General features: G+C 51.2%; 23 protein-coding genes. All 23 read left to right on the top strand.

The features are described 5' to 3' along the window. The first annotated feature begins 11 nt into the window (after positions 1-11). The 23 genes from ftsL2 to ACZYR9_RS02900 all read left to right on the top strand — a co-directional run bounded on the left by ftsL2 (position 12) and on the right by ACZYR9_RS02900 (position 24,557). Positions 12-452 carry a cell division protein FtsL gene (ftsL2, locus tag ACZYR9_RS03010; RefSeq protein ID WP_488976957.1) on the top strand — a complete coding sequence of 147 codons (441 nt, stop codon included), beginning with the start codon at positions 12-14 and terminating at the stop codon, positions 450-452. 28 nt (positions 453-480) lie between these two features. Beyond that, entirely contained in the window at positions 481-2,775 is a 2,295-nt protein-coding gene (locus ACZYR9_RS03005; protein ID WP_488976956.1) for a penicillin-binding transpeptidase domain-containing protein, read from the top strand. Positions 2,776-2,919: 144 nt separating this feature from the next. After that, positions 2,920-4,875, top strand: coding sequence for a stage V sporulation protein D (locus ACZYR9_RS03000; protein WP_488976955.1), 1,956 nt, complete (start codon positions 2,920-2,922; stop codon positions 4,873-4,875). 233 nt (positions 4,876-5,108) lie between these two features. Continuing rightward, positions 5,109-6,602 (top strand): UDP-N-acetylmuramoyl-L-alanyl-D-glutamate--2,6-diaminopimelate ligase, encoded by a 1,494-nt coding sequence (locus tag ACZYR9_RS02995; RefSeq protein WP_488976954.1) that lies wholly within the window; start codon positions 5,109-5,111, stop codon positions 6,600-6,602. Positions 6,603-6,640: 38 nt separating this feature from the next. Further along, positions 6,641-7,603 (top strand): phospho-N-acetylmuramoyl-pentapeptide-transferase, encoded by a 963-nt coding sequence (mraY, locus tag ACZYR9_RS02990; protein ID WP_488976953.1) that lies wholly within the window; start codon positions 6,641-6,643, stop codon positions 7,601-7,603. A 2-nt stretch (positions 7,604-7,605) separates the two neighbouring features. After that, the gene (murD, locus tag ACZYR9_RS02985) at positions 7,606-9,024 is read left to right on the top strand and encodes a UDP-N-acetylmuramoyl-L-alanine--D-glutamate ligase (protein ID WP_488976952.1); all 1,419 of its coding nucleotides are present in this window, start codon (positions 7,606-7,608) and stop codon (positions 9,022-9,024) included. 108 nt (positions 9,025-9,132) lie between these two features. Next, positions 9,133-10,230 carry a stage V sporulation protein E gene (gene spoVE / locus ACZYR9_RS02980; RefSeq protein ID WP_488976951.1) on the top strand — a complete coding sequence of 366 codons (1,098 nt, stop codon included), beginning with the start codon at positions 9,133-9,135 and terminating at the stop codon, positions 10,228-10,230. A gap of 7 nt (positions 10,231-10,237) precedes the next feature. Continuing rightward, the gene (gene murG, locus ACZYR9_RS02975) at positions 10,238-11,311 is read left to right on the top strand and encodes an undecaprenyldiphospho-muramoylpentapeptide beta-N-acetylglucosaminyltransferase (RefSeq protein WP_488976950.1); all 1,074 of its coding nucleotides are present in this window, start codon (positions 10,238-10,240) and stop codon (positions 11,309-11,311) included. A gap of 195 nt (positions 11,312-11,506) precedes the next feature. Further along, positions 11,507-12,412 (top strand): UDP-N-acetylmuramate dehydrogenase, encoded by a 906-nt coding sequence (murB, locus tag ACZYR9_RS02970; RefSeq protein WP_488976949.1) that lies wholly within the window; start codon positions 11,507-11,509, stop codon positions 12,410-12,412. Positions 12,413-12,427: 15 nt separating this feature from the next. Further along, a complete protein-coding gene (gene murA / locus ACZYR9_RS02965) occupies positions 12,428-13,696 on the top strand; it encodes a UDP-N-acetylglucosamine 1-carboxyvinyltransferase (RefSeq protein WP_488976948.1) in 1,269 nt (422 codons plus the stop codon). A gap of 103 nt (positions 13,697-13,799) precedes the next feature. Beyond that, positions 13,800-14,600 carry a cell division protein FtsQ/DivIB gene (locus ACZYR9_RS02960; protein WP_488976947.1) on the top strand — a complete coding sequence of 267 codons (801 nt, stop codon included), beginning with the start codon at positions 13,800-13,802 and terminating at the stop codon, positions 14,598-14,600. A gap of 179 nt (positions 14,601-14,779) precedes the next feature. Continuing rightward, a complete protein-coding gene (gene ftsA / locus ACZYR9_RS02955; RefSeq protein WP_488976946.1) occupies positions 14,780-16,024 on the top strand; it encodes a cell division protein FtsA in 1,245 nt (414 codons plus the stop codon). 48 nt (positions 16,025-16,072) lie between these two features. Then, positions 16,073-17,212: a cell division protein FtsZ gene (gene ftsZ / locus ACZYR9_RS02950; RefSeq protein ID WP_488976945.1), complete on the top strand. Its 1,140-nt coding sequence runs from the start codon at positions 16,073-16,075 to the stop codon at positions 17,210-17,212. 234 nt (positions 17,213-17,446) lie between these two features. Further along, positions 17,447-18,355: a sigma-E processing peptidase SpoIIGA gene (gene spoIIGA, locus ACZYR9_RS02945; RefSeq protein ID WP_488976944.1), complete on the top strand. Its 909-nt coding sequence runs from the start codon at positions 17,447-17,449 to the stop codon at positions 18,353-18,355. Positions 18,356-18,509: 154 nt separating this feature from the next. Continuing rightward, entirely contained in the window at positions 18,510-19,232 is a 723-nt protein-coding gene (gene sigE / locus ACZYR9_RS02940) for an RNA polymerase sporulation sigma factor SigE (protein WP_488976943.1), read from the top strand. A 171-nt stretch (positions 19,233-19,403) separates the two neighbouring features. Further along, positions 19,404-20,186, top strand: coding sequence for an RNA polymerase sporulation sigma factor SigG (gene sigG / locus ACZYR9_RS02935; RefSeq protein WP_488976942.1), 783 nt, complete (start codon positions 19,404-19,406; stop codon positions 20,184-20,186). 152 nt (positions 20,187-20,338) lie between these two features. Then, a complete protein-coding gene (locus ACZYR9_RS02930; protein ID WP_488976941.1) occupies positions 20,339-20,638 on the top strand; it encodes a YlmC/YmxH family sporulation protein in 300 nt (99 codons plus the stop codon). Positions 20,639-20,774: 136 nt separating this feature from the next. After that, positions 20,775-21,647 carry a peptidoglycan editing factor PgeF gene (gene pgeF, locus ACZYR9_RS02925; RefSeq protein WP_488976940.1) on the top strand — a complete coding sequence of 291 codons (873 nt, stop codon included), beginning with the start codon at positions 20,775-20,777 and terminating at the stop codon, positions 21,645-21,647. A 66-nt stretch (positions 21,648-21,713) separates the two neighbouring features. After that, positions 21,714-22,403, top strand: a complete 690-nt coding sequence (locus ACZYR9_RS02920) for a YggS family pyridoxal phosphate-dependent enzyme (RefSeq protein ID WP_488977137.1) — start codon at positions 21,714-21,716, stop codon at positions 22,401-22,403. 36 nt (positions 22,404-22,439) lie between these two features. Beyond that, positions 22,440-22,865, top strand: coding sequence for a cell division protein SepF (locus ACZYR9_RS02915; RefSeq protein WP_488976939.1), 426 nt, complete (start codon positions 22,440-22,442; stop codon positions 22,863-22,865). A 20-nt stretch (positions 22,866-22,885) separates the two neighbouring features. Further along, entirely contained in the window at positions 22,886-23,155 is a 270-nt protein-coding gene (locus ACZYR9_RS02910; RefSeq protein ID WP_488976938.1) for a YggT family protein, read from the top strand. Between the two features lie 43 nt (positions 23,156-23,198). Continuing rightward, positions 23,199-23,978 (top strand): YlmH family RNA-binding protein, encoded by a 780-nt coding sequence (locus ACZYR9_RS02905; protein ID WP_488976937.1) that lies wholly within the window; start codon positions 23,199-23,201, stop codon positions 23,976-23,978. 99 nt (positions 23,979-24,077) lie between these two features. Then, positions 24,078-24,557, top strand: coding sequence for a DivIVA domain-containing protein (locus ACZYR9_RS02900; RefSeq protein ID WP_488976936.1), 480 nt, complete (start codon positions 24,078-24,080; stop codon positions 24,555-24,557). The last annotated feature ends 58 nt before the right edge of the window (positions 24,558-24,615 follow it).

Genomic DNA, 24,615 nt, shown 5'->3' with positions numbered 1-24,615 from the left:
GGGAAAAGACATTGCCGGCTTACATGCACGGAAATTTAGCGACAGAACAAAAAACGCAGCCCAAAGTAAAAATCAGGGAAACTAGGAAAGTGGTTTACCGCAGCAAAGCGCTGCCGCTGCAGGAGAAGCTTCTTTATTTGTTCACCGTCCTCATTTGCGTAGTGGTGGCGGGAGTGATCATCTGGAGATATGCTCTGATCTATGAAATGAATGCGGACATTAAGTCCATCGAACAGACAATCAGTAAACTGGAAGCGGAGAACAGCATTTTGAAACAGCGGGTGGATGGATTGTCCGATCCGAGAAGGCTGGAAGAAGAAGCCAGAAAGCTCGGTTACGGAGTTCCTGGAGATAACCAGGTCAAGCCGTCGGGCAATGCCAAATCGGGATCTTCGTCAGCGTCTTCTCAAGGCGTAGCTGAGAATACGAAAAAACCGAAGGATCAGCCCTGATCCGCCGTTGGAATAGGGGGAAAGCCGAATGATTCAAAAGGTAAAGCTGCGATCGTTAATTATTGGAGGGGTCTTCACCCTCCTTTTTGTTGTTTTGGTCTCCCGATTATATTGGGTACAAGTGGTAGAGGGAGCGGAATTGCTGTCGGATGCCAAAATGATGTGGGCAACAGACAAAGAGCTCAGGCCGATACGCGGCGCGATTTTGGACCGGAATGATAAAGTGCTTGCTGAGGATTCGCCAGCCTATACGCTGGCGCTGAATCCGAAAATCATTCATGATAAGGGCATCGAGAACGAAATCGTTCAGGGGATTTCCGACATACTGAAAACCTCGGATGATCCCGGCGCTTTGTCGGCGCTTGCGGATAAAATCCGTACCCGGATCAATCAGAAAAGAGATGACGGTTCCTATTATACCCAGGTTGAAATTCGGAATGAAGGCTGGAAAATCGACGCGGAGGTTGCCGATAAGATTAAGGCGCTGGAAAAAGAGCTTCAACAGAAGCTGGATACGAAAAAAAGCCTGGGTATTTTATTGATTCCGGAGAGCAAACGGTTTTATCCGTCCGGAGGCTTGGCGGCTCATCTACTTGGTTATACGGATAAGGAAGGCAAGCCGATCATGGGCTTGGAAACCCAGCTTGATAAATATTTAAAAGGCGAGTCCGGATGGCTAAGCTATGAAAAAGACCGCTACGGCGTAGAACTGCCCCATTCCCAAAGAATGTATCAGCCGGCAGTCAACGGAGACAATGTAAGACTTACGCTGGATAAAAACATTCAGTTTTATATCGAGAGCGCGATGCAAAAGGTAGTTGAAAAATGGCGTCCGAAAAGCTTGACGGCAATCGCGGTCGATCCGAATACGATGGAAATTCTCGGACTGGCGAATATGCCCGCCTTCAACCCCAATAAATATTGGGAAGCGAAGCGGCAAAGCGATTTTATCAACCATGCGGTCGCTTCCCAATACGAACCGGGATCGACCTTTAAGCTGGTCACGCTCGCTGCTGCGGTGGAGGAAGGCATCTTCAATCCGAATGCGACTTATCAATCGGGCTCGATTGCCGTTCCGGGGCGCAGGCTGCATGATCACAACATCTCAGGGTGGGGGCAAATCACCTATCTCGAAGGCTTGAAGAGGTCCAGTAACGTTGCGTTTGTCAAGCTGGGGTATGAGATGCTTGGGCAGGATAAGCTTCGATCGTATATCGACAAGTTCGGTTTCGGTGTAAAGACCGGTGTGGACATTTCCGGAGAAGTCCCCGGAGTGGTGAATATGCGTTATCCGGCTGAATTTGCCACGGCTACATACGGCCAAGGGCTGACGGTGACGGCGATGCAGCAAACGGCGGCTTATGCAGCCATTGCCAATGGCGGGAAATTGATGTGGCCTCATTTGATCAAAGAAATTTATAATCCTGAAACGGGGGAGGTTATCCAAAAATCCGAACCGAAGGAAATTCGCAGAGTCGTTTCGGAAAGCACGGCAAAGCAGGTCGGCGAATATCTGGAGCAGGTTGTAGCCGATCAATCGCTGGGTACGGGAAGAAAAGCTTTTATCGAAGGCTATCGAATAGCCGGAAAAACGGGCACGGCGAACAAGGTTGTTCCGGGTGAGAAAGGGTACGCCGAGGGGAAATGGGTCATTTCGTTTGCCGGCTATGCACCGCTCGAAAATCCGCAAATTCTTGTTACGATCATCGTAGACGAACCGGACCTGGGAGGCAATTACCATCTCGGAGGAGATGTAGCCGCCCCGGCATTTAAGGAAATCGTATCACAATCCTTACGTTATATGGGTATTGCACCGAATACGCCGGATCAACAGCATGCTCAGGCTGCCGAACAGAAAATGCTTGCGTCTGTTCCTGATCTGACCGGCCTGCCGGTTGATCAGGCTAAACAGACGATGGATAAACTCGGCATTTCGGTCACGGCCATTGGCAAAGGAGCCGGAGTGACCGCCCAATATCCCGCACCTGGTACCGAAATCGGGGGCTTGCAGCGAATGTATGTAGTAATGCAGGAGTCGGGAGATAACATTCCTGTACCGGATATGACCGGCAAATCGCTGCGCGATGCGGTTGGACTCTGCTCCTTCCTCAAGCTGCGCTGTCAATCCGACGGAGAAGGGTTTGTAACGAGCCAAACGCTGGAAGGTGCGGGGGAACAACGAGTCCTGCATCTGCGTCTGCGTCCTTACGGTGAGACGGAAGAGAGTGCCGCATCGGAGAAAATGCCGGCCAATCCTCCTGTTGCCGACCCTGAAAATAAAGATCAGCAGGAAGCCGAAGCCTCGGCCCCTAACGGGAACTAGCCCGCAAATCATACCGCACCGCCGCGATAGCTTGTTCTAACCCCTGGTTGTCCTGAATAGGGATGATTATGAAACGATTTTTGTTGACAACTGATAACGTGGAGAAGTTATAGCAGTTGCAGCAATTCAGGGGGGAAAGCGGGCATGAGGGCATCGAACGTAACGGTTCGTCGACGTTTATTCGCCGCACTGATCGTGGGCACGATTCTTTTCTTGGCGCTGGTGGTGAGGCTCGCGTATGTGCAGCTTTGGGTCGGTCCGGAGCTGTCGGATAAAGCGGAGGATTCTTGGCGAAGAGATATCAAGGTTACGGCCAAACGGGGAGAAATCCTTGACCGGAACGGGGTTCAATTGGCATACAACATCAGCTCGCCTACCATTGTTGCCGTACCCGCGCAGATTAAAGATCCCAAAGCAACGGCGGCAAAACTGGCCTCAGTTCTTCAAATCAGCGAGGAAACGGTATACAAACAAATTACAGTCCGGAGGTCCAGTGTATACATCAGGCCCGGAGGACGAAAAATTACGATCGAAAAAGCGGATGAGATCCGCAGCTTACAGCTTCCCGGCATCTGGGTAACCGAGGACAACAAAAGGCACTATCCGTTCGGGGGCCTTGCTGCCCATGTACTTGGATTTACGGGCGATTATAATCAGGGCTTGACAGGCATAGAATTGAAATATGACAGCAGGTTGACGGGAATTGACGGCAGCATTTCCTATTTGTCCGATGCGGCCGGGAAGCTGATGCCGGGATCGACGGATGAATACAAAGAGCCGCTGGCCGGTTTGAACCTGCAGCTTACGATCGACAGCCATATCCAATCGATCATGGAGCGGGAGCTAGATCAAACCATGGTCAAATACCAGCCGAAGCATGTGGTTGCCATTGCGATGGATCCCAACAACGGGGAAATTTTGGCCATGGGCTCACGGCCCGGCTTTGAGCCCGGCAATTTTAAAAATTATCCGGTGGAAAATTATAACCGGAATCTTCCGATCTGGATGACTTACGAACCGGGATCGACTTTTAAGATTATCACACTGGCAGCCGCACTGGAGGAGAAAAAAGTCAGCTTGACGGAGGGGTTTCACGATCCCGGAGCGATTGAGGTTGCCGGAGCAAGGCTCCGCTGCTGGAAGCGGGGCGGACATGGAAGCGAGACCTTCCTTCAGGTGGTCGAGAACTCCTGCAACCCCGGCTTTGTCGTGATGGGCCAAAGGCTGGGCAAAGAAAAGCTGTTTGATTATATCTACAATTTCGGATTCGGTAAAAAAACCGGTATCGATCTTGGCGGCGAAGAGAACGGCATTTTGTTTAAGCCTTCCCGTGTCGGCCCTGTGGAGCTGGCGACGACCTCATTCGGGCAAGGGGTCTCGGTTACGCCGATTCAGCAGATTACGGCGGTATCCGCGGCCATTAACGGCGGTAAGCTCTTTAAGCCTCATGTGGCTAAGACCTGGTATAAACCTGAAACAGGCGAGGTTGTCGAAACCGTGAGCCCGGAAATGGTACGTCAAGTCATTTCTCCGGAAACATCCAAGATGGTGCGCGAAACGCTGGAGAGTGTCGTGGCTAACGGTACGGGGCGGAATGCATTTGTCGACGGCTATCGCGTAGGCGGAAAAACAGGGACGGCACAAAAGGTCATCAATGGGCGATATTCCTCTGATGAGCATATTGTTTCCTTTATCGGATTTGCTCCGGCGGATGATCCGAAGGTCGTTATTTATGCAGCGGTGGATGATCCGCAAGGAATCCAATTCGGCGGTTTGATTGCCGCTCCGCTGGTTAAGAATATCATGGAAGATACGCTTCGGTATATGAAAATTCCGCAGCGGAAGGATCAATTGGAAAGAAAGTATGTGTACGGGGACAAACGCATTGTGGAAGTGCCGAATTTGGTAGGGATGAGCCTAACCGACATCTATGAAGATCTCAATATGAATTTCCAGCTCGCCAAATCCGGAGTCGGCCGTACGGTGATCAACCAAGTGCCGAAGCCTGGTACAAGGATCGAACAAGGTTCTACGATCCGGATCTATTTGTCGGATGCACAGCCGCCTGCCGACCGTGGGGCCGCACCGCAGACACAATAACGCCGCTAAAGGAAAGCCGTCGTATTGTAAACCTCGGCCTTCGCCCTTACAATAGGCTGATAACCCATTTGGGAGCCGATTCAAACTCTTTAAAGGATGCGGCTTTTGGCTTGTTCTTTGCGCCTTTTTAAAAAGTCTGCCGAAGCACGCGTCTTTTTTAAAAAGGGGCTTTTCACAGCACATTTTTTTGTCCATAATAGATACCATGTGCAAAAAACGGAGGAGGACGCTTGATGCAACTGAAGGAACTCGCTGCTCAGCTTGCGGTAAGCCGACTTGTAGGCGATGACCGCATTGAAATTACCGGATTGCAGACGGATTCCCGCAAGGTGAATCCCGGCGATTTGTTTATTTGTATCCCCGGACTTGCCGTAGATGGGCACGATTTTGCGGGGAAAGCGGTAGAGCGGGGAGCTGCAGCCTTGGTTGCCGAGCGGGAGATGGAGCTGAACGTTCCCATGCTGATCGTCAAGGATGCGCGATATGCGATGGCCGTGCTCGCAAATCATTTTTACGGTTATCCGAGCCGGGAGCTGAAGCTGATCGGGATCACGGGAACTAACGGTAAAACGACAACAACCTATTTGTTGGAAAAAATCTTGAGCGATCAAGGCTTTCAAACCGGGCTGATGGGCAATATTCATGTCAAGATCGGTTCCCGATATATTCCGAACTCGATGACGAATACGCAGGAAGCGTTGGAGCTGCAGCGAATTTTACGTGAGATGGCGGATGCAGGAACAGATTATTGTATTATGGAAGCATCCTCGCACGGTCTGGAATTGGGCCGGGTCAAAGGATGCCGCTTCCGTACGGGCATTTTCACGAATTTGACCCAGGATCACCTGGACTTTCACCATACCATGGAGCAGTACAAGGCAGCCAAAGGGCTGCTGTTCTCCCGTCTCGGCAATGAATTTTCTGCCGATCCGAACCAAAGCAGATTCGCCGTGCTTAATGCGGACGACCCTGCGTCTAAGGATTATGCGAAGCTGACGGCCGCGCAAACCATTACGTATGGCATTGAGGATCCGACTGCGGATGTGAGAGCTGAAGCGATCGAAATGTCCTCAAAAGGAACGCGGTTTAGCTGTGTTACGTTTCGTGGAACAGCCGAGGTGAACATGCGGCTTGTCGGGCGATTTAATGTTTATAATGCGCTTGGAGCCATCGCTGCCGCGCTTGCGGAGGGAATTGAGCTGGCAAGAATTGCCGACAGCCTCGGCCAAGTGGATTCCGTCGAGGGCCGGATGGAGATTGTGAATGCAGGGCAAGAATTTCTTGTCCTTGTAGACTATGCACATACTCCTGATGGTCTGGAGAACGCACTTTCGACCATTCGACAATTTGCCGGAGGCAAGGTATACTGCGTATTTGGGTGCGGGGGAGACCGCGACCGGGCTAAACGTCCCTTGATGGGAGCCGTTGCGGCCAAGTATGCTGATTATTTATTCGTTACTTCCGACAATCCTCGTACCGAGGATCCGGAGCGCATTCTTCAGGACATCGTACCGGGACTCGGCGCCGCAGGCTATGATTCCGGCCGTTACGAACTGATTGCCGACCGCAGAGAAGCGATACAAAGAGCAATCGATCGTGCCGCACCCGACGATTGTATATTGATTGCGGGCAAGGGGCATGAAACGTATCAGGACATCATGGGCATTAAGCATCCATTTGACGACCGTGAGGTGGCCAAAGATGCGATCAGGAATCGCTTCCGTTAATGGAAACGATGGGGTTTAAGCAATTGGGGGGATAACGGGTGGATTTTAATATTGTTTTGATCACGCTCGGCGTGGCTTTTTTACTTGCAGTCATTATGGGGCCGTTGTTCATTCCGCTGCTCCGCCGGCTCAAATTCGGACAGCAGATTCGTACGGAAGGACCGCAGGGGCATTTGAAAAAAGCGGGCACACCAACGATGGGCGGGGTCATCATCATGCTGGCGCTGGCGGTTGCAGTGCTCCGTTTCGGAGAAAAAAACCTCGAGACGGTCATTCTGCTGGTCGCATCGCTTGGCTACGGATTAATCGGTTTTCTGGACGACTACATTAAAATATTGTTCAAGCGCTCGCTCGGGCTTACGGCTAAACAAAAGCTGCTTGGACAGCTGGTTTTATCGGGAATCGTCTGTATTTTGCTTGTGCAGTCCGGACACAGCACGGAAATACGCATTCCTTCCATCGACTTCTCATTCGATTCCGGCTGGCTTTATTTTCCTTTTGTCGTGTTTTTGATGCTGGGTACATCCAACGCGGTGAATTTCACAGATGGACTGGACGGACTTTTGGCCGGCACGAGCGCTATTGCTTTCGGCGCATACGCGGTGATCGCTTTAAACAATACCCAGCCGAACATCGCCATTTTCTCCGCCGCCATGGTTGGTGCGGTGCTTGGTTTTCTCGTGTTTAACGCGCATCCGGCTAAGGTATTCATGGGCGATACCGGTTCGCTTGGTATAGGCGGCGGTCTGGCTGCAGTGGCGATTCTGACCAAAGGAGAAATTTTGCTGGCCCTGATCGGCGGTGTGTTTGTGATCGAAGTCTTATCGGTCATCATCCAGGTCGTCTCCTTTAAAACGAGGGGGAAACGGGTGTTCAAAATGAGTCCGATCCACCATCACTTCGAGCTCGTAGGCTGGTCGGAATGGCGTGTGGTCATCTCCTTTTGGACGGCCGGACTAATTCTTGCAGGCGTCGGACTTTATATTAACGAGGTGTTGTAATTATGGATCATCCGCAGAATTACCGCGGCCGCCAGGTCGTCATCCTGGGACTTGCACGCAGCGGCGTCGCAGCTGCCAAGCTGTTTCACGACAAGGGAGCCTTGGTCACAGTTAACGATAAAAAGCAGCGCGAATTATGCCCTGAAGCCGACGAGTTGGAGGCTCTGGGTATTTCTGTTGTTTGCGGGGGACACCCGGCAGGTCTAATTCATGAGGGAATATCGCTTGTAGTGAAAAATCCGGGTATCCCATACTCGGTCGAACCTTTGAAGAAAGCGGCTGAGCTAGGCATAGAAGTCGTTACCGAGGTTGAAGTAGCCTACCATATTTGCAAGGCTCCCATGATCGGCATTACGGGCTCGAACGGCAAGACCACCACAACGACCTGGACCGGCCTAATGCTTGAAGCCTGCGGCTTGAAGCCGATCGTTGCAGGCAATATCGGCCGTGCTTTGACCGAAGCGGCTCTGGAAGCCGAGGCGGACAACCTGATGGTCGTCGAGCTCAGCAGCTTTCAACTGAAGGGTACACGCAGCTTTAGACCTCGCGTTGGCTGTTTGCTAAATGTATACGAAACTCATCTGGATTATCACGGGAAGATGGAAGATTATGTCATTTCTAAGACGAAGCTGTTTGCGAATCAAACGCAAGAAGATACGGCGGTGCTAAATTGGGACGATGCCGTATGCAGGAAGGTGGCTGGACAGATCCAATCTCAGGTGCTTCCGTTTTCCGTCAGGACAGAGCTTTCATACGGCATGTATGTTTCGCCTCCGTTCGGGACTGGGGAGGAAGAAATGGAAGGTATGATCGTATACCGGGATCATCAGGGTGAGGTGCATCCCGTTTCCGCCGTCAAAGAGCTGGGCATCCCCGGCAAGCACAATGTGGAGAACGCGCTGGCGGCCAGCTGTATGGCGCTCGTATCGGGCGTGTCGCTAGACGTCATTGCCCGTGTGCTTAAGGAATTCCGCGGGGTGGAGCATCGCCTGGAATATGTGGCTGTTAAGGATGAGGTTTTATTTTACAACGACTCCAAGGCAACCAACCCGACGGCAACGATCAAAACCATCGAATCCTTCTCGAAGGACATTATCCTGATTGCCGGAGGACTCGACCGGGGATCCGATTATATGGAGCTGCTGCCTGTCTTTCAGCATGAGGTGAAGGGGCTGGTCGCTTTGGGGGAAACAAAAGATAAAATCGCCCGGGTGGCTCGGCTTGCAGGCATGAGCCGGATCAAAACCGTCGATACTGCTAAGGGATTGCAGGATACGGTCGCGGAAGCGGTGAGAACCGCTTTTGCCATGGCGAAGCCGGGAGATGTGGTGCTGTTGTCGCCCGCTTGCGCCAGCTGGGACATGTTTCCTTCTTACGAGGAAAGGGGAAGAATGTTTAAGCAGACCGTGCATAACCTGTAAAGAGGGAGTAAACAAGCCTGCGGCTGCCTGATCAGGCGGCTAACATTATGCTGCAGGACGTTTGGATCGGTCGCTCCCATCAAACTTAAGGTTAGAGGTGTGGGAGGTATGGTTAAAGCGCGGTCGGCTCCGGACATGTTGATGCTAGGCTCCACGCTGCTCCTGCTCGGAATCGGCGTGGTCATGGTGTACAGTGCCAGCGCGGTGCTGGCGTTTCGAGAATTCGGCGATTCATACTATTATTTGAAGCGGCAGGCGCTGTTCGCGGCGTTAGGCATTATGGCCATGGTCTTCACGATGAACACCGATTACTGGATATGGAAAAAGCATGCCAAAATCGGGCTTATCATTTGCTTCATTTTGCTCGTTGCGGTGCTGGTTCCCGGCATTGGCGTAGTTCGCGGCGGTGCGCGCAGCTGGCTTGGGATCGGATCGTTCGGAATTCAGCCCTCCGAATTTATGAAAATCGGCATGATCATTTTTATGTCCAAATGGCTTTCCGAAAAACAAAGCACGATCACGCTGTTCGGCAAAGGCCTGCTTCCCCCGCTCGGGCTTGTAGGACTAGCCTTCGGCCTGATTATGCTGCAGCCGGACCTTGGCACCGGCGCTGTGCTGGTGGGAGCCTCGCTTTTGATCATTTATACGGCGGGAGCCCGGCTTTCTCATTTATCTTATCTCGGTCTTGTCGGGCTCCTCGGCTTTGTCGGTTTGATTGCTGCTGCGCCCTATCGTTTGAAGCGTATTACGGCTTTTTTGGACCCGTGGCAGGACCCGCTCGGCGCCGGCTATCAGGCGATTCAATCGCTGTATGCGATCGGTCCGGGCGGTCTTGTCGGACTCGGAATCGGCATGAGCAGGCAAAAGTACAGCTATCTTCCCGAGCCGCAGACCGACTTTATTTTCTCTATCATCGCCGAAGAGCTCGGCTTTATCGGCGGAACGTTTGTGCTTGTCTTGTTTACGCTCCTTTTATGGCGCGGCATGCGTACGGCGATCACGGCTCCGGACACATTCGGCAGCCTGCTGGCAGCCGGCATTGTCGGCATGATTGCCGTGCAGGTGATCATCAATATCGGCGTCGTCATCGGCATGTTCCCCGTTACGGGTATCACGCTGCCGCTTATTAGCGCCGGAGGCTCATCACTTACGCTGATGCTGACCTCAATCGGTGTATTGCTTAACATTTCCCGGTTTTCGAGGTGATCCGCATATGAAAAAAATCGTCTTCACCGGCGGCGGTACGGCCGGCCACGTCACGCCGAATCTGGCTGTCATGGCCGAGCTGCGCAAGCAGGGCTGGGAGATTGAATACATAGGCTCGCGTGACGGTATAGAAAAAGAAATCATCGATCACGAGGGCATTCCGTTCCATCATATCGCTTCAGGAAAGCTGAGGCGTTATTTCGATTTGAAAAATGCGAAGGACCCGTTTAAAGTGCTTTTGGGAATAGGCCAAGCTTATCGCCTTCTTCGCAAGATCAAGCCTCATATCGTATTTTCCAAAGGGGGCTTTGTGACCGTTCCCGTCATATTGGCGTGCAGGCTGCACGGAATTCCCGTCATCTGTCACGAGTCGGACCTGACGCCGGGACTCGCCAACAAAATTTCCATGCCCTTCTCCTCGCGCATTTGTGTTACGTTTCCCGAGACGCTTAAGCATATCCGAAGCGACAAAGCCGTATGCACGGGACTGCCGATCCGCGAACAAATTTTGCAGGGTGAAGCTTCCCGGGGACTTCAAATGTGTGATTTTCATTCACAAAAGCCGGTTTTGCTCATGATGGGCGGGAGTCTGGGATCCAAGCGGATTAACGAAGCGTTGAGAGCAACGTTAGAGCAGCTTCTGGCAGGATTTCAAATCATTCATATCTGCGGTAAAGGAAACACCGATTCTTCTTTGGAAGGAATGCCGGGATACCGTCAGTTCGAATATGTCAAAGACGAGCTGCCCGATTTGCTTGCTTGTGCGGATTTGGTTATCTCCAGGGCAGGATCTACTTCCATCTTTGAGTTTTTGGCGCTCCGTAAGCCCATGCTTCTGATCCCTCTATCCCGTGAGGCCAGCCGGGGTGACCAGATATTGAATGCGGAGTCCTTCCGCAATATGGGTTACAGCAAAGTGCTCTACGAAGAAAACCTTTCCCCGCAAATGCTTGTGACCGCCGTCTCCGATCTTTATGAAGAACGCTTCCTCTTTCAGGAGCAAATGTCCCGCAGCCCTTTCGGCAACGGAACTCAAACGATTGTGGAGCTAATCGAAGCTTGCCGATTGCCTGAAGCATGACAAATTTGCCCTAGGCATTTGTCACACTCTGCAGTGATTCACATAAACTACACTATAACCGTGACAGAGACCTGACGAAGCCGCAAGCCGCAATGCGCATTCAAAGACCCGCGAAGCGCATCGCTTGAGGCTCTCGGGCTTCGGCTTACGTGCCGGAGGCCAACCGTCTTGTCGTTCTGTGAAGGAGGTTTTCCCATGCAACAGGTCATAACAGAATTGCTAAAAGGATCCTATGGTGAAGTTCGATTGAACGAACCGCTTGCCCCTTACACCACATGGAAAATCGGCGGACCGGCCGACGTACTGCTCATTCCTCATGACAAAACCCAGCTGATCAACGCCGTTAAGCTGCTCCATCAGCACCAGATTCCCTGGACTGCGATCGGCAGAGGCTCCAATATGCTCGTAACCGACAAAGGAATCCGGGGTGTAGCGATTAAACTGGGGGATGCGCTGGAAACCGTACGCTTCGAAGGGGAGTACGTTTATGCCGGCGGCGCTTATTCGTTCATCAAACTATCGGTCATGGCAGGCAAGGAAGGGTTGACCGGGTTGGAATTTGCCGGAGGCATTCCGGGAACCGTGGGAGGAGCCGTTTACATGAACGCCGGGGCGCACGGGTCGGATGTGTCGCGCATTCTACAGCGGGTTGAAGTGCTGCTCCCGACAGGGGAGTTGGTGACACTGCAAAAGGACGATTTGGCGTATGCTTACCGGCACTCCATTCTGCACACGAATCCGGGGATTGTGACGGAAGCGGTCTTTAAGCTTGACAGCGGCGACCGGAAGGAAATTGCGGCAGCCATGGCAGCCTACAAAGACAGAAGGCTGAGGACGCAGCCGCTTCAGCTGGCTTGTGCGGGAAGCGTATTTCGCAACCCGGAAGGGCATCATGCCGCCAGGCTGATCGAAGAGGCCGGACTCAAGGGCCTAAGGGTCGGCGACGCCGAAGTATCGCCTCTGCACGCCAACTTCATTGTCAATACCGGGCAGGCGACAGCCCACGACGTGCTCACCCTGATCGAACAAGTGCGATATGCCGTTTCGGAGCGGTTCGGCGTTACGCTTGTACCTGAAGTATTGGTGGTGGGTGAGCGGTAAATCGGAGGTGGGACTTTGGAAAAGTTGGTTATCGAAGGCGGGAAACCTCTATCGGGAGCCATCAGAATTCACGGCGCAAAAAACGCCGCACTGCCCATTCTGGCGGCCAGCATCATGGCAAAAGGAACAATAACGATTCAAAATGTGCCCGATTTGTCCGATATACATGTTATGCTGGGCATTTTGCGTGCTCTGGGCTGCCAAGCCGAGCTCAAGGGCGATGCGGTTATCGTCAATACGAACGGCGTTCGTCAGTATCACATTCCCGAAAGCCTGATGAGCCAGATGCGGTCTTCTATTTTTCTTATGGGCCCGCTGCTGACCCGACTGGGTAAAGTGGAACTCTATCAGCCGGGAGGCTGTGCCATTGGCGAAAGAAAGATCGATCTGCATTTGCGGGGTTTAGCTTCGATGGGGGCAAGGATTGAGGAGACCGGCAGCAAAATCGTTTGTACGATCGATGAGCTTGTTGGTGCGGAGATTGTTCTCGATTACCCGAGCGTAGGGGCTACGGAGAACATTATGATGGCTGCCGTAATGGCCTGTGGGATGACGACCATCACCAACGCCGCCAGAGAACCTGAAATCCAGGACCTGCAAAATTTTTTGAATGCCATGGGCGCCAAGATTATCGGAGCCGGTACGGATACGATAACGATTGAAGGCGTTCCCGAATTAACTCCTTGTACTTATCGGATTATTCCTGACCGGATCGTAGCCGGAACGCTGATGATCGCCGCTGCAGCTACGAGAGGCAGCGTGACTTTGGAGAGGGTGAATCCTGCCCATCTGACCTCCGCCATTCACGTACTGAAACGGGCAGGTGTTCAAATCACAATTAACAGTGATATAATGAACATATGTGCCAAAGCACGGCCCAAAGCCATAGGGCGGATCGTCACTTCCCCTTATCCTTCATTTCCGACGGATCTGCAGTCGCAAATCATGGTGCTGTTGAGTTTGGCAGACGGTGCCAGCATTATAAAAGAAACCGTGTTTGAGGGCAGATTCAAGCATGTCGACGAGCTTTCACGCATGGGGGCGGATATTCGCGTAGATTTGAACGCGGCAGTGATTCGCGGCGTGTCGAGGCTGTATGGGGCCACGGTAGAGGCCACCGATCTGCGTGCGGGCGCTGCGCTGGTCATCGCAGGCCTTGCTGCCCAAGGGGCAACGATCATAGAGCAGATTCACCATATCGATCGCGGTTATGAACGGATCGAGCACATGTTAAGCACTTTGGGCGCCAATATTGAACGGATTACTCCCGTCGCGGCGGAGTAACGCTATACTCATCCATATGATCATAGCCGTTGAAATATCCCTTTTCCCTGTGAAAAGGGAGTTCAGCGGTTTACATATTATTCCTGAGCTCAGGAGGTTTTCCATGACTTCAGAAGACAGGCTTCCGGTCATCAAAAAACCTGCACCAAGAAACCGCAGCAGCAAAAAGCTGCTCCTGTTTCTTTTTGTTTTTTTTATTACGCTGCTTCTCGTGCTGTTCTTTCAGTCCTCGTTGAGCCAAATCACTGAAATCGAAGCTCAAGGCCAGGAGCTTGTCTCTGCTGAAGAGATCAAAGAAGCCGCAGCTGTAAAGCCGGGCGATCATTTTTTCTCTGTCTCTTCCAGCGGGATTGAAGAAAAGGTGAGAGCTTTAAGAATGGTAGAATCCGTACACGTGTCCAAGCATTTTCCCGGTCGGATTTTAATCGAAGTGAAGGAATATCCCAAGGTGGCCTATCAAATCGGCGAGGGAGGCCAAATCAAGGCGCTGCTGGCGGACGCCAGTATGGTTCCGGTGACGCTTCAGGGATTTGTGCCGGACAAGCCGTTATTAACGGGATGGAGCGAGGAAGATCCGCTAAAAGCTAAGCTTTGTCTTGCGATGTCCAAGCTGTCCCCTGCCAATTTTTCCGACGTATCGGAGATCAAGCCCGACCCAAGCACATCGTATCCGGACAAAATCAAGATGTACACCCGCTCTCAGTTTGAGGTGCAGACCACAATTGAGTATCTTCCGGAAAAAATGATCTATTTGAATACTTATATCGCCAGCTTAAAAGAAAATAATCAGACAGGCGGAGTATTGACATTACTGGAAGCCGATTCCCATACGCCCTTCCCGTCAGAACAAGGCAGCAGGAAGGATGGGAGCGCCAAAGCCCCGGCTTCACCAGCGAAAAATTAAAAAAAACCAGCTACTCAACCTACCAAAAAAATGATAGAATTGTAATTATGGGATATTTTATGCTTATTTTCGAAAAAAATTAAGAAAAAAAGAGGAAACAGACGAGCTGTGTGGAATAACTACAGGAGGTTTGCTGACCAGGGCTCGTATACATTACATGTCACAGGAGGTGCCACAGGTTGAGCAGCAATGACATCATTGTTAGTTTGGACATCGGTACATCCAAAGTTCGTGCTATTATTGGGGAAGTCGTTAACGGCACCATTAATATAATTGGAGTTGGATCTGCCGACTCGCAGGGAATCCGCAAGGGAGCAATCGTGGATATCGATCAAACGGTACAATCGATTCGAAGTGCGGTGGACCACGCGGAGCGGATGGTGGGCATTCAAATCGCGGAAGTGTATGTAGGAATTTCCGGCAACCATATCTCTTTGCAATCGAGTCATGGCGTAGTAGCCGTGTCGAATGATGACCGTGAAATCGGGGATGACGACATTGAACGTGTCATTCAAGCCGCCAAGGTGATCCCTTTGGCTCCTGAAAGGGAAATTATCGGAGTGGTCCCCAATCAATACGTGGTGGATGGGACGGATCAAATCCATGATCCCAGAAGCATGATCGGCGTAAGGCTGGAAGTGGAAGCGACGATCGTGACAGGCACGAAGACTGCCATTCATAATTTGCTTCGTGTGGTGGAGAAGTCCGGACTGAAGGTTGCCGGATTGGTGCTCATGTCGCTGGCCGCAGGCCATATAGCTTTGTCCAAAGATGAGAAGGCGATTGGAACCGCGTTGGTCGATATCGGTGCGGGTGCAACCACCATCGCCGTATTTAATGAAAACAATTTGGTTGCGACATCTACGCTTCCGATCGGAGGCGAATATATTACGAATGACATTGCATACGGTCTTAGAACGCAAGCCGATATTGCCGAGAAAATCAAGCAAAAATTCGGATGCGCCATGGTGGAGCATGCGGCGGAAGATCAAGTATTCAAGGTGAATCGTCTGGGCAGCAATGTGGACAAGGAATACTCCCAGGTCGATTTGGCGAATATTATCGAGCCGCGCGCACAGGAAATTTTCCATTTGATACAGATGGAAGTGCAAAGACTCGGGTTCACCGAATTGCCGGGAGGGTATGTATTATCCGGAGGGACGGTTTCCTTGCCTGGAATGCTGGCTGTCGCACAATTGGAGCTGGCAACGTCTGTCCGCATCGCCACTCCGGATTTTATCGGAGTACGCGATCCCGCCTTTACAAGCGGAGTAGGAATTATTCAATACGCATCCAAATATATGCGCAGCTCCAAACAAAGCACCGGCGTGAAAAAGCTGGTGAGTAAAAAGTCGTCTTCCGGTCAAGAGCAAAAGCCATCGGCTATGGAACGGTTTAAAAATTGGTTAAGCGAATTTATTTGATCGAAAAAGCTTGCACGATGAAAGCCTAATGAGGGGGAAGACGCTAGTATGTTTGAATTTGACATGGACATGGACCAGTTAGCAAAAATAAAAGTCATTGGCGTCGGCGGCGGCGGCAGCAATGCCGTCAACCGAATGATTGATAACGGCGTCAAGGGCGTGGAGTTTATTACCGTCAATACGGATGCTCAAGCTTTGCATCTTGCCAAGTCGGAGCAAAGACTGCAGATCGGGGATAAGCTAACCCGCGGTCTCGGTGCAGGAGCGAATCCGGATGTAGGCAAGAAAGCGGCCGAGGAATCGCGTGAATTGATTATGAACGCCCTTAAGGGCTCGGATATGGTGTTCGTTACAGCGGGCATGGGCGGCGGCACGGGAACCGGCGCTGCGCCGGTTATCGCTGAAATCGCTAAAGAATGCGGAGCTTTAACTGTTGGAGTGGTTACCAGGCCGTTTACGTTTGAAGGACGTAAACGGCATATGCAGGCTGAACAGGGGATTGCAGCCCTGAAAGAAAAGGTTGACACACTGATCGTTATACCGAACGATCGTTTGCTTGAAATCGTGGACAAGAAGACTCCGATGCTGGAAGCGTTCCGCGAAGCGGATAACGTGCTTCGTCAAGGGGTTCAAGGGATCTCTGACTTGATCGCGGTACCAGGGCTGATTAACCTTGACTTTGCCGACGTGAAGACGATCATGACGGAGCGCGGGTCCGCATTGATGGGGATCGGCGTGGCTACGGGTGAGAACCGCGCAGCGGAAGCGGCCAAGAAAGCCATCTGTTCCCCGCTTCTGGAAACCTCCATTGATGGTGCGCGCGGAGTGCTGATGAACATTACCGGCGGCATTAACCTGTCGCTGTATGAAGTGAATGAAGCTGCCGATATCGTAGCTTCCGCCTCCGATATGGAAGTGAACATGATTTTTGGCGCCGTCATCGATGAATCGCTGAAAGATGAGATCGTTGTAACCGTGATTGCCACCGGTTTCGAGCATAAGGCCGCGCCTTCTCCGGGAGCGAGGAAGCCTGCTGGAGCCGGTGCCGCTACAGGAAATGCGCAGCAGGAATCGTCGGATTCCCGTTTGGGTAATCTTCGGCCTTTCGGCGGGGGACAACCCTCCGGCGATCAGTTGGATATTCCGGCTTTCCTGCGTAACCGCAACCGGAACGGCTTCGACAAGTAAAATCAATAGTTCAGATGCTAACAAGCAGCCGCCTCTGCGACCAGAGGCGGTTTTTTTTGCGTCCCGTCCGAATAACACCCACTTACTTGCCTCGAATAAACCTTTCAAGACCTTACGCTATCCGACAAAAAAAGTCTCCTGCTGTCGGCATGTTTAGACAGACTTTGGAATAGGATTGCTATATACTTGTCTCATTCGCGACGGAGAGGGACAGATGGCGGGAGGTTACGGGAAATGATCGTGTATATCGATGTCATTTTCCTGTTTAACGTGTTGATTGACGGCGCTTTGCTATGGACAACAGCTTGGTCACGCAAGCTCAGTTTTCGCTGGTGGAGGCTCGGGCTTTCCGCAGCGATCGGCGGCAGCTATGCGATCATGCTGTTTTTTCCTCCATTGTCGTTCTTGTACACATTTGCAGTCAAGCTTATACTGTCCTTGCTGATGCTGCTCACGGCGTTCGGATTTGGTGGATTGCAGCATTTTGTGCGAAATCTCGGAGCCTTTTACCTTATCAATTTCGCTGCGGCCGGCGGAGTTGTCGGGTTTGTGTACTTTTGGCAATCGTCGGGTGAATTTGTGCAAGGCATTTTGATTAGCCGTGATTTAAAGGTGACTGTCCCGCTGCTGCTGTTCTCTATTCCCTTTACCGTATGGATCTATCGGCAGGTGATGCTGACGTTCAGGAGGAAGCAGGAGTTGACGACCTATATGGTCAAAGTAGATGTCCATATCGACGATTATGCCACCAGCTGTACCGGACTGATCGATACGGGAAATCAGCTGTACGACCCGTTAACCAAGACTCCCGTTATGGTGATGGAAGCGGCACAATGGGGAGCGCATATTCCGGAAGCATGGATGGCCAGGATCCGACGCGCGGAAGTCGATCAATTGGTTTCATCGATCGGAACGGAGCCTTTTATATGGCAGGATCGGCTGCGCTTGGTCCCTTATCGGGGGGTGAACCGAAGTACGCAGTTTATGCTGGCGATAAAGCCGGATCGGGTCGTCATAACGACAGAGGGAAAACAGATCGAGGCGATGAAGGTATTGATCGGCCTTGACGGCGGCAGACTTAGTTCGGACAACGCCTATCAAGCGATCATTCATCCGGCGCTCATGGAGGGCAGTCAGCCTTAAAGGAAGAACATCACGGCTAGATCCATGCTTTTTCGGTCCGCATATATCATCTGTACCGCATAGGGGGCAAAGTCGCGCCGAAAACATCAGAGGAACGGGCAATGAAACGGGATTGCCAACCAGAAGACATCTTCATGCTAGGAGGAAGCATAATATGTTAGTCAAGTGGAAGCTGATGATGCAGATTTTGTATTTCCGTCTTTTGCTGCTGCTGGGGCTCAAGGGAGAAGAAATATACTACATTGGAGGAAGTGAAGCGCTTCCGCCCCCGCTCACCCGCGAAGAGGAAGAATATTTGCTGGAGAAGCTTCCGTCCGGAGATGCGGCCATTCGAGGGATGCTGATTGAACGGAATCTCCGGCTCGTGGTTTACATTGCACGGAAATTTGAGAATACCGGGATTAACATTGAAGATCTCGTATCGATCGGTGCGATCGGTTTAATTAAGGCGGTCAATACGTTCGATCCGGAGAAAAAGATAAAATTGGCCACGTACGCCTCCCGCTGTATCGAAAACGAAATCTTAATGTACCTGCGCCGCAACAGCAAGATTCGTACGGAGGTATCCTTCGACGAACCTTTAAATATTGATTGGGACGGCAATGAGCTGCTGCTTTCCGATGTGCTCGGAACCGAGAACGATACGATCTATCGCAACATCGAGGAGCAGGTGGACCGCAAGCTGCTGCATAAAGCGCTCGATAAGCTGTCGGAACGGGAGAGGATCATCATGGAGCTGCGTTTTGGGCTGCAGGATGGTCAGGAGAAGACGCAAAAGGATGTTGCGGATATGTTGGGCATTTCACAGTCCTATATTTCTCGTTTAGAAAAACGCATTATTAAACGACTTCGCAAGGAATTTAATAAAATGGTGTAAACTGGTAAATGTTTTTTTCACGTTCCGTGAAAGCGAAATCTTCCTTGCTGGATTTGACTTTCGACGGTTTGCAATCCCCGAAGGCATGATTCGGACGGGGTTAAGAGGCGCATAAAAAAATGTTCCGAGGAGATAATTAACAGTAATGTTTCTCCTTGGGAGGTAATCGCGGTGACCCGAAACAAAGTCGAAATATGCGGCGTCGATACGGCAAAGCTTCCGGTTTTGACCAATGCGGAAATGCGTGAACTTTTCGTTCAGCTGCAAACGAATAATGAACGATCTGCAAGAGAGAAATTAGTTAACGGCAATCTCAGGCTGGTCCTTAGTGTCATTCAGCGTTTCAATAATCGTGGGGAATATGTCGATGATTTGTTTCAAGTAGGCTGTATCGGACTGATGAAGGCGATTGATAATTTTGATTTGAGCCAAAATGTGAAGTTTTCAACCTATGCAGTGCCGATGATTATCGGTGAGATTCGACGTTATTTACGGGACAACAATCCGATTCGGGTATCCCGTTCCTTGCGGGACATCGCTTATAAAGCGCTGCAGGTAAGGGATCAGCTCACAAATCAAAACTCGCGCGAGCCCACGATATATGAAATTTCCGAGGCGCTGAACGTTCCTAAGGAAGATGTTGTATTTGCCCTCGATGCGATTCAGGATCCGGTATCGTTGTTCGAGCCGATCTACCATGACGGAGGAGATCCCATCTACGTGATGGACCAAATCAGCGATGACCGTAACAAGGACGTTTCCTGGATTGAAGGCATAGCTCTTCGGGAGGCGATGCGCAAGCTAAATGACCGGGAGAAAATGATTTTGTCCATGCGATTTTTTGATGGAAAAACACAGATGGAGGTTGCCGATGAGATCGGCATCTCCCAAGCGCAGGTATCGCGGCTGGAGAAATCAGCGATTTCGCAAATGCAAAAGCACGTCAAAAACTAAAACCGCTTCTGATCGAAGCATCCGACCTGACCCTGCATACGGGAACGGTCTTTTTTTGTTCCGGCAAGTTATTTTGCCGAGGTTTCTCATATAATAGTAAAAAAAGGCTGGTTCAAGCCTTAACCTAGCCTGTCTCGGTGGTGGGAAGCAGCATGAAAATATCCGATCTTCAAATGAAGGATGTCGTCAATATTGTAGACGGCAAAAAGCTGGGACAGATCAGCGATCTGGAGCTCGATTTGTGGCATGGCCGGATCGATGCCATTGTGGTGCCGAACGGAACGCGTTTTTTCGGTTTGTTTAGCGGCGGCGCCGATATCATCATACCTTGGGAAAACATTGTAAAGATCGGTATGGACGTTGTGCTGGTTAAGCTGGAGGATATTCCAACCTACCGCCGGCATGACGAAACGAATCTTGCTTATGAATATTACCGACAATATCGCGACTGAAACGAAAATCAGACGGAGGGCTTTCGAAGCTTGTCCGCAATACTTCCGTCTCACCCCAACAAGCAGGACATGATGCTCTTTCAGTCCATTTCGTGTATACTTGTAAATATTCTGACAGCAGGGGGATGGGATGTTGATGCAGACGGCGGAACCTTTCGTGCTTGAAAAAGCGGATAACGGCTGTGAACTCTTGACGCTCGCCGGTTTTATGCGGTTGAATTCCAAGCTGACCGCCGGATTTACAACACGGCTCGGCGGAGTGAGCAGGGGTGATTTTGATAGCTTAAACTGCGGTCTCCATGTAGCGGATGCTCCGGGGGATGTCGTGGAGAACCGAAAGCGGCTTGCAGGAGCGCTGGCCGTGCCTTTTGAGCACTGTACATATGCGGAGCAGGTGCATGGAAAAGAGATTCAGGTGGTAACAGTTAAGCAGCGTGGAGCAGGTATTGATTCCAGAGAGGGCGCTCTGCAGGCCAAAGACGGCTTTATCACGAATGAGCCGGAGGTATTCCTGCATGCACTCTTTGCCGATTGCGTGCCTCTGTACTTTTATGATCCCGTTCACAAGGCTGTCGGACTGGCTCATGCGGGCTGGAAGGGGACGGCGCTGGGGATCGCCAAAGCTGTTGCGGAGGCCATGAGCGCCGCCTATGGCACAAAACCCCGCGAACTGAAGGCGGCGATCGGACCATCGATTGGAATGTGCTGTTATGAAGTGGACGATGCTGTGATGAAGCGGATGAATAAAGTCATCGAGGAACTAGGGCTTGGAGCCAAAAATGAATCGATAGGGGAAATCCCTCCGCTGTATATAAAAAAGCCGAACGGAAAATATAATTTAAACTTGCAACAAATAAACCGACAAATTATGATAAAAGCAGGAATTTTGCCATCAAATATCGAAATAAGTGGTTTATGCACAAGCTGTCGGCTTGATCTGTTCTACTCGCACCGCAAGGAAGGCGGGTCTACAGGCCGTATGGCTGCATGGATCGGTTTGCGGAAGTAGCCGGGAACAATCCTATGTGACTGAGCTCATGCTTGACGTAAGCCGGGAAGCAGGTGAATGTTGACTATGACATATGAATTGGAAGCTCGCTTAAACGAGGTAAAAGGGAGGATTGCCGCGGCGTGTGCGAGAGCGGGAAGGGATCCGCAAGAGGTACGGATCATCGCCGTGACCAAGTACGTATCGCTGGCAGCCACGGGTCGGGTATTGCAGCAGGGGCTTACCGATATCGGAGAAAACCGATGGCAGGATGCGGCGGCCAAATGGGAAGCTTACGGCGATCAAGGAACCTGGCATTTCATTGGCCATCTCCAAACGAACAAAGTCAAGGAGGTTGTCGGCCGGTTCGCTTACATTCATTCGTTGGACAGGTTGCCGCTTGCCAAAGAAATAGAAAAGAAAGCGGCGGCTCTGGGCGTTGAGGTTCCGTGCTTTATCCAGCTTAACGTATCCGGGGAAGAAACCAAATACGGTTTGCAGCCGGAGGCGCTGATCGAATTTGTCAAAGAAATTCGAGAATATCGTCACATCCGAATTGCGGGTTTAATGACAATGGCGCCTTATGAGGCGGAACCGGAGCAAACGCGTCCGGTATTCCGGGGTTTGCGGGAGTGGCGCGATCGACTTAACGGGGAGGCTTTGCTCGATTACGAAATCAGCCACTTGTCGATGGGTATGTCTAACGACTTTGAAGTAGCGGTTGAAGAAGGGGCAACTTGGGTGCGTCTCGGTTCTATTCTGGTGGGTAAGGAGTAAGGAAAGACTGTGAACAGCACTAAAGGAGGAGAGGACATGGGCGTAATGAACAAATTTATGAATTTGATCGGGTTGCAAGAGGAAGAGGAAGTCGTGGAACGCGAACGTATCGTAGAACAGCATGAAGAAGTTGAAACCTCGGTGCAGGATACACGTAAACATAAGGGGAACGTTGTAAGCATACACTCGCAAAAAAATGTTCGGGTCGTGCTGAATGAGCCGCGTACCTATGAGGAAACGCAGGAGATTGCCGATCATTTGCGTTCCAGGCGTCCGGTAGTGGTCAATTTGCATCGCGTTCGTCCGGACCAAGCGACCCGAATCGTTGACTTTTTGAGCGGAACAGTGTATGCGCTGAGCGGCTCAATATCGAAAATTGGCCCCAACATCTTTTTGTGTACTCCGGATACCGTAGAAATTCACGGTTCCATTTCGGAAATCATGAATCATGATGAAGGGTAGCCCCAACTATACAAAACGAGGTGAACAGCTTGATTGAGGGTTACATACGCACTCTTGTCGAAATCTACCAATACGTACTCATCGCCTATGTTCTGCTCTCCTGGCTGCCGAATGCGAGAGAAAGCTTTATCGGAGAATTCTTGGGGAAGCTGTGTGAGCCGTACTTGGGCATCTTCCGCCGCTTTATTCCGCCAATCGGCGGGATGATCGATATTTCTCCGATCGTCGCCCTGATTGCGCTCCGGTTTGTTGGCGAAGGTATTATCGCGATCGTATCCGCCATTTTTTAGTTATCGGGCGGAATGGTGTTTTGAGCCGAAGGAGTATTGACGAATGAACGAGAATATGTATGCCCACTTTCATCCGGATGAGCATCGTTTTGTGGACAAAGCGGCCGAATGGGTGGAGCGGGCTGAGCAGCACGCGGTGAAGCTTACCGACTTTTTGGATCCGCGCCAAGCCTTTATCGTTACGTCCTTGGTGAACCGGAGTGGAGATGTTCAGGTGCGCTTTGATGGCGGTCATCCGGATGCTGAGCGCAAGCGGGCATTCCTTGCGCCGGATTATCGCGTATTGGACGAAGAAGACATGGGCATTCGATTGATTGAGGTCACTTCTCCCGACGAGAAGCTGCAGCAGCTCGATCACGGGGACTACATGGGAGCGATCTTAGGGCTTGGCATTAAGCGCGATAAGGTCGGCGATATTTATGTACGTCCCGACGGATGTCATTTTCTCGTCGCTGCCGAGGTGGCCGATTATATGCGGCTTAACCTGAGCGCAGTCCATCGCGTGCATGTGCAAACCGAGCTTTTGCCTTTGGACCGTCTTAAGAGTACAGAGGTCAAGCTGGAAGAGATGAGCCTGTCGGTCGCATCGCTCCGCCTGGACGGCATTGTCAGTGATGTGTACCGGCTGAGCCGCGCCAAGGTGCTGATTCCTATCAAAGCGGGGCGGTGCAAGGTCAACTGGAAGCAGGTGGAGGATCCGAGCAAGCCGCTCATGCAAGGGGATGTCGTATCTCTCCAGGGCTTCGGACGCTTCAAGGTGCTAGAGGTGGAGGGCGTTACCAAAAAGGGAAGATATCGCGTAAAAATCGGCAAGTATGCATAAATGCCGATTTTTTTATTTGTGATTGCAGGAAATTGCAGTCAATTGTCGAATATAGCAATACGTGATGGCATGGTTGCTAAATTTGCAGGAGGTGCAGCAATGGCTTTAACCCCGCTAGACATACATAATAAGGAATTTAAACGATCATTTCGCGGTTACGATGAAGATGAAGTCAATGAGTTTTTGGATCAGGTGATAAAGGATTACGAAGTGTTAATCCGTGAAAATAAAGAACTGCAGAATCAATTGAACACCATTCAAGAACGGCTGGATCATTTTGCGAACATTGAAGAAACGTTAAGCAAGACGATCATTGTTGCACAAGAAGCGGCGGATGAAGTAAAGACGAACGCGAAGAAGGAAGCGCAGCTGATCCTTAAGGAAGCGGAGAAGAATGCGGACCGCATCATCAATGAAGCCCTCTCGAAGACACGTAAGATCGCCATGGAAACGGAAGAACTGAAGAAACAAGCATCGATCTACCGCACTCGTTTCCGCACGCTGATCGAGGCGCAGCTGGAGCTGCTAAGTCAAGAGGACTGGAGTTCTCTAGAACGAACAGAGGTAGAGCAGCCTTAAAGCAAAAACGGCAATCGATAAGGCGAATCCGGGTTGCTGCCTGTTTTTAAATGGAGCA

This window comes from Paenibacillus sp. F024, from assembly GCF_057814255.1.
Note: the sequence above shows the minus strand (reverse complement) of the source record. Positions and strands in the feature narration are given on the sequence as shown.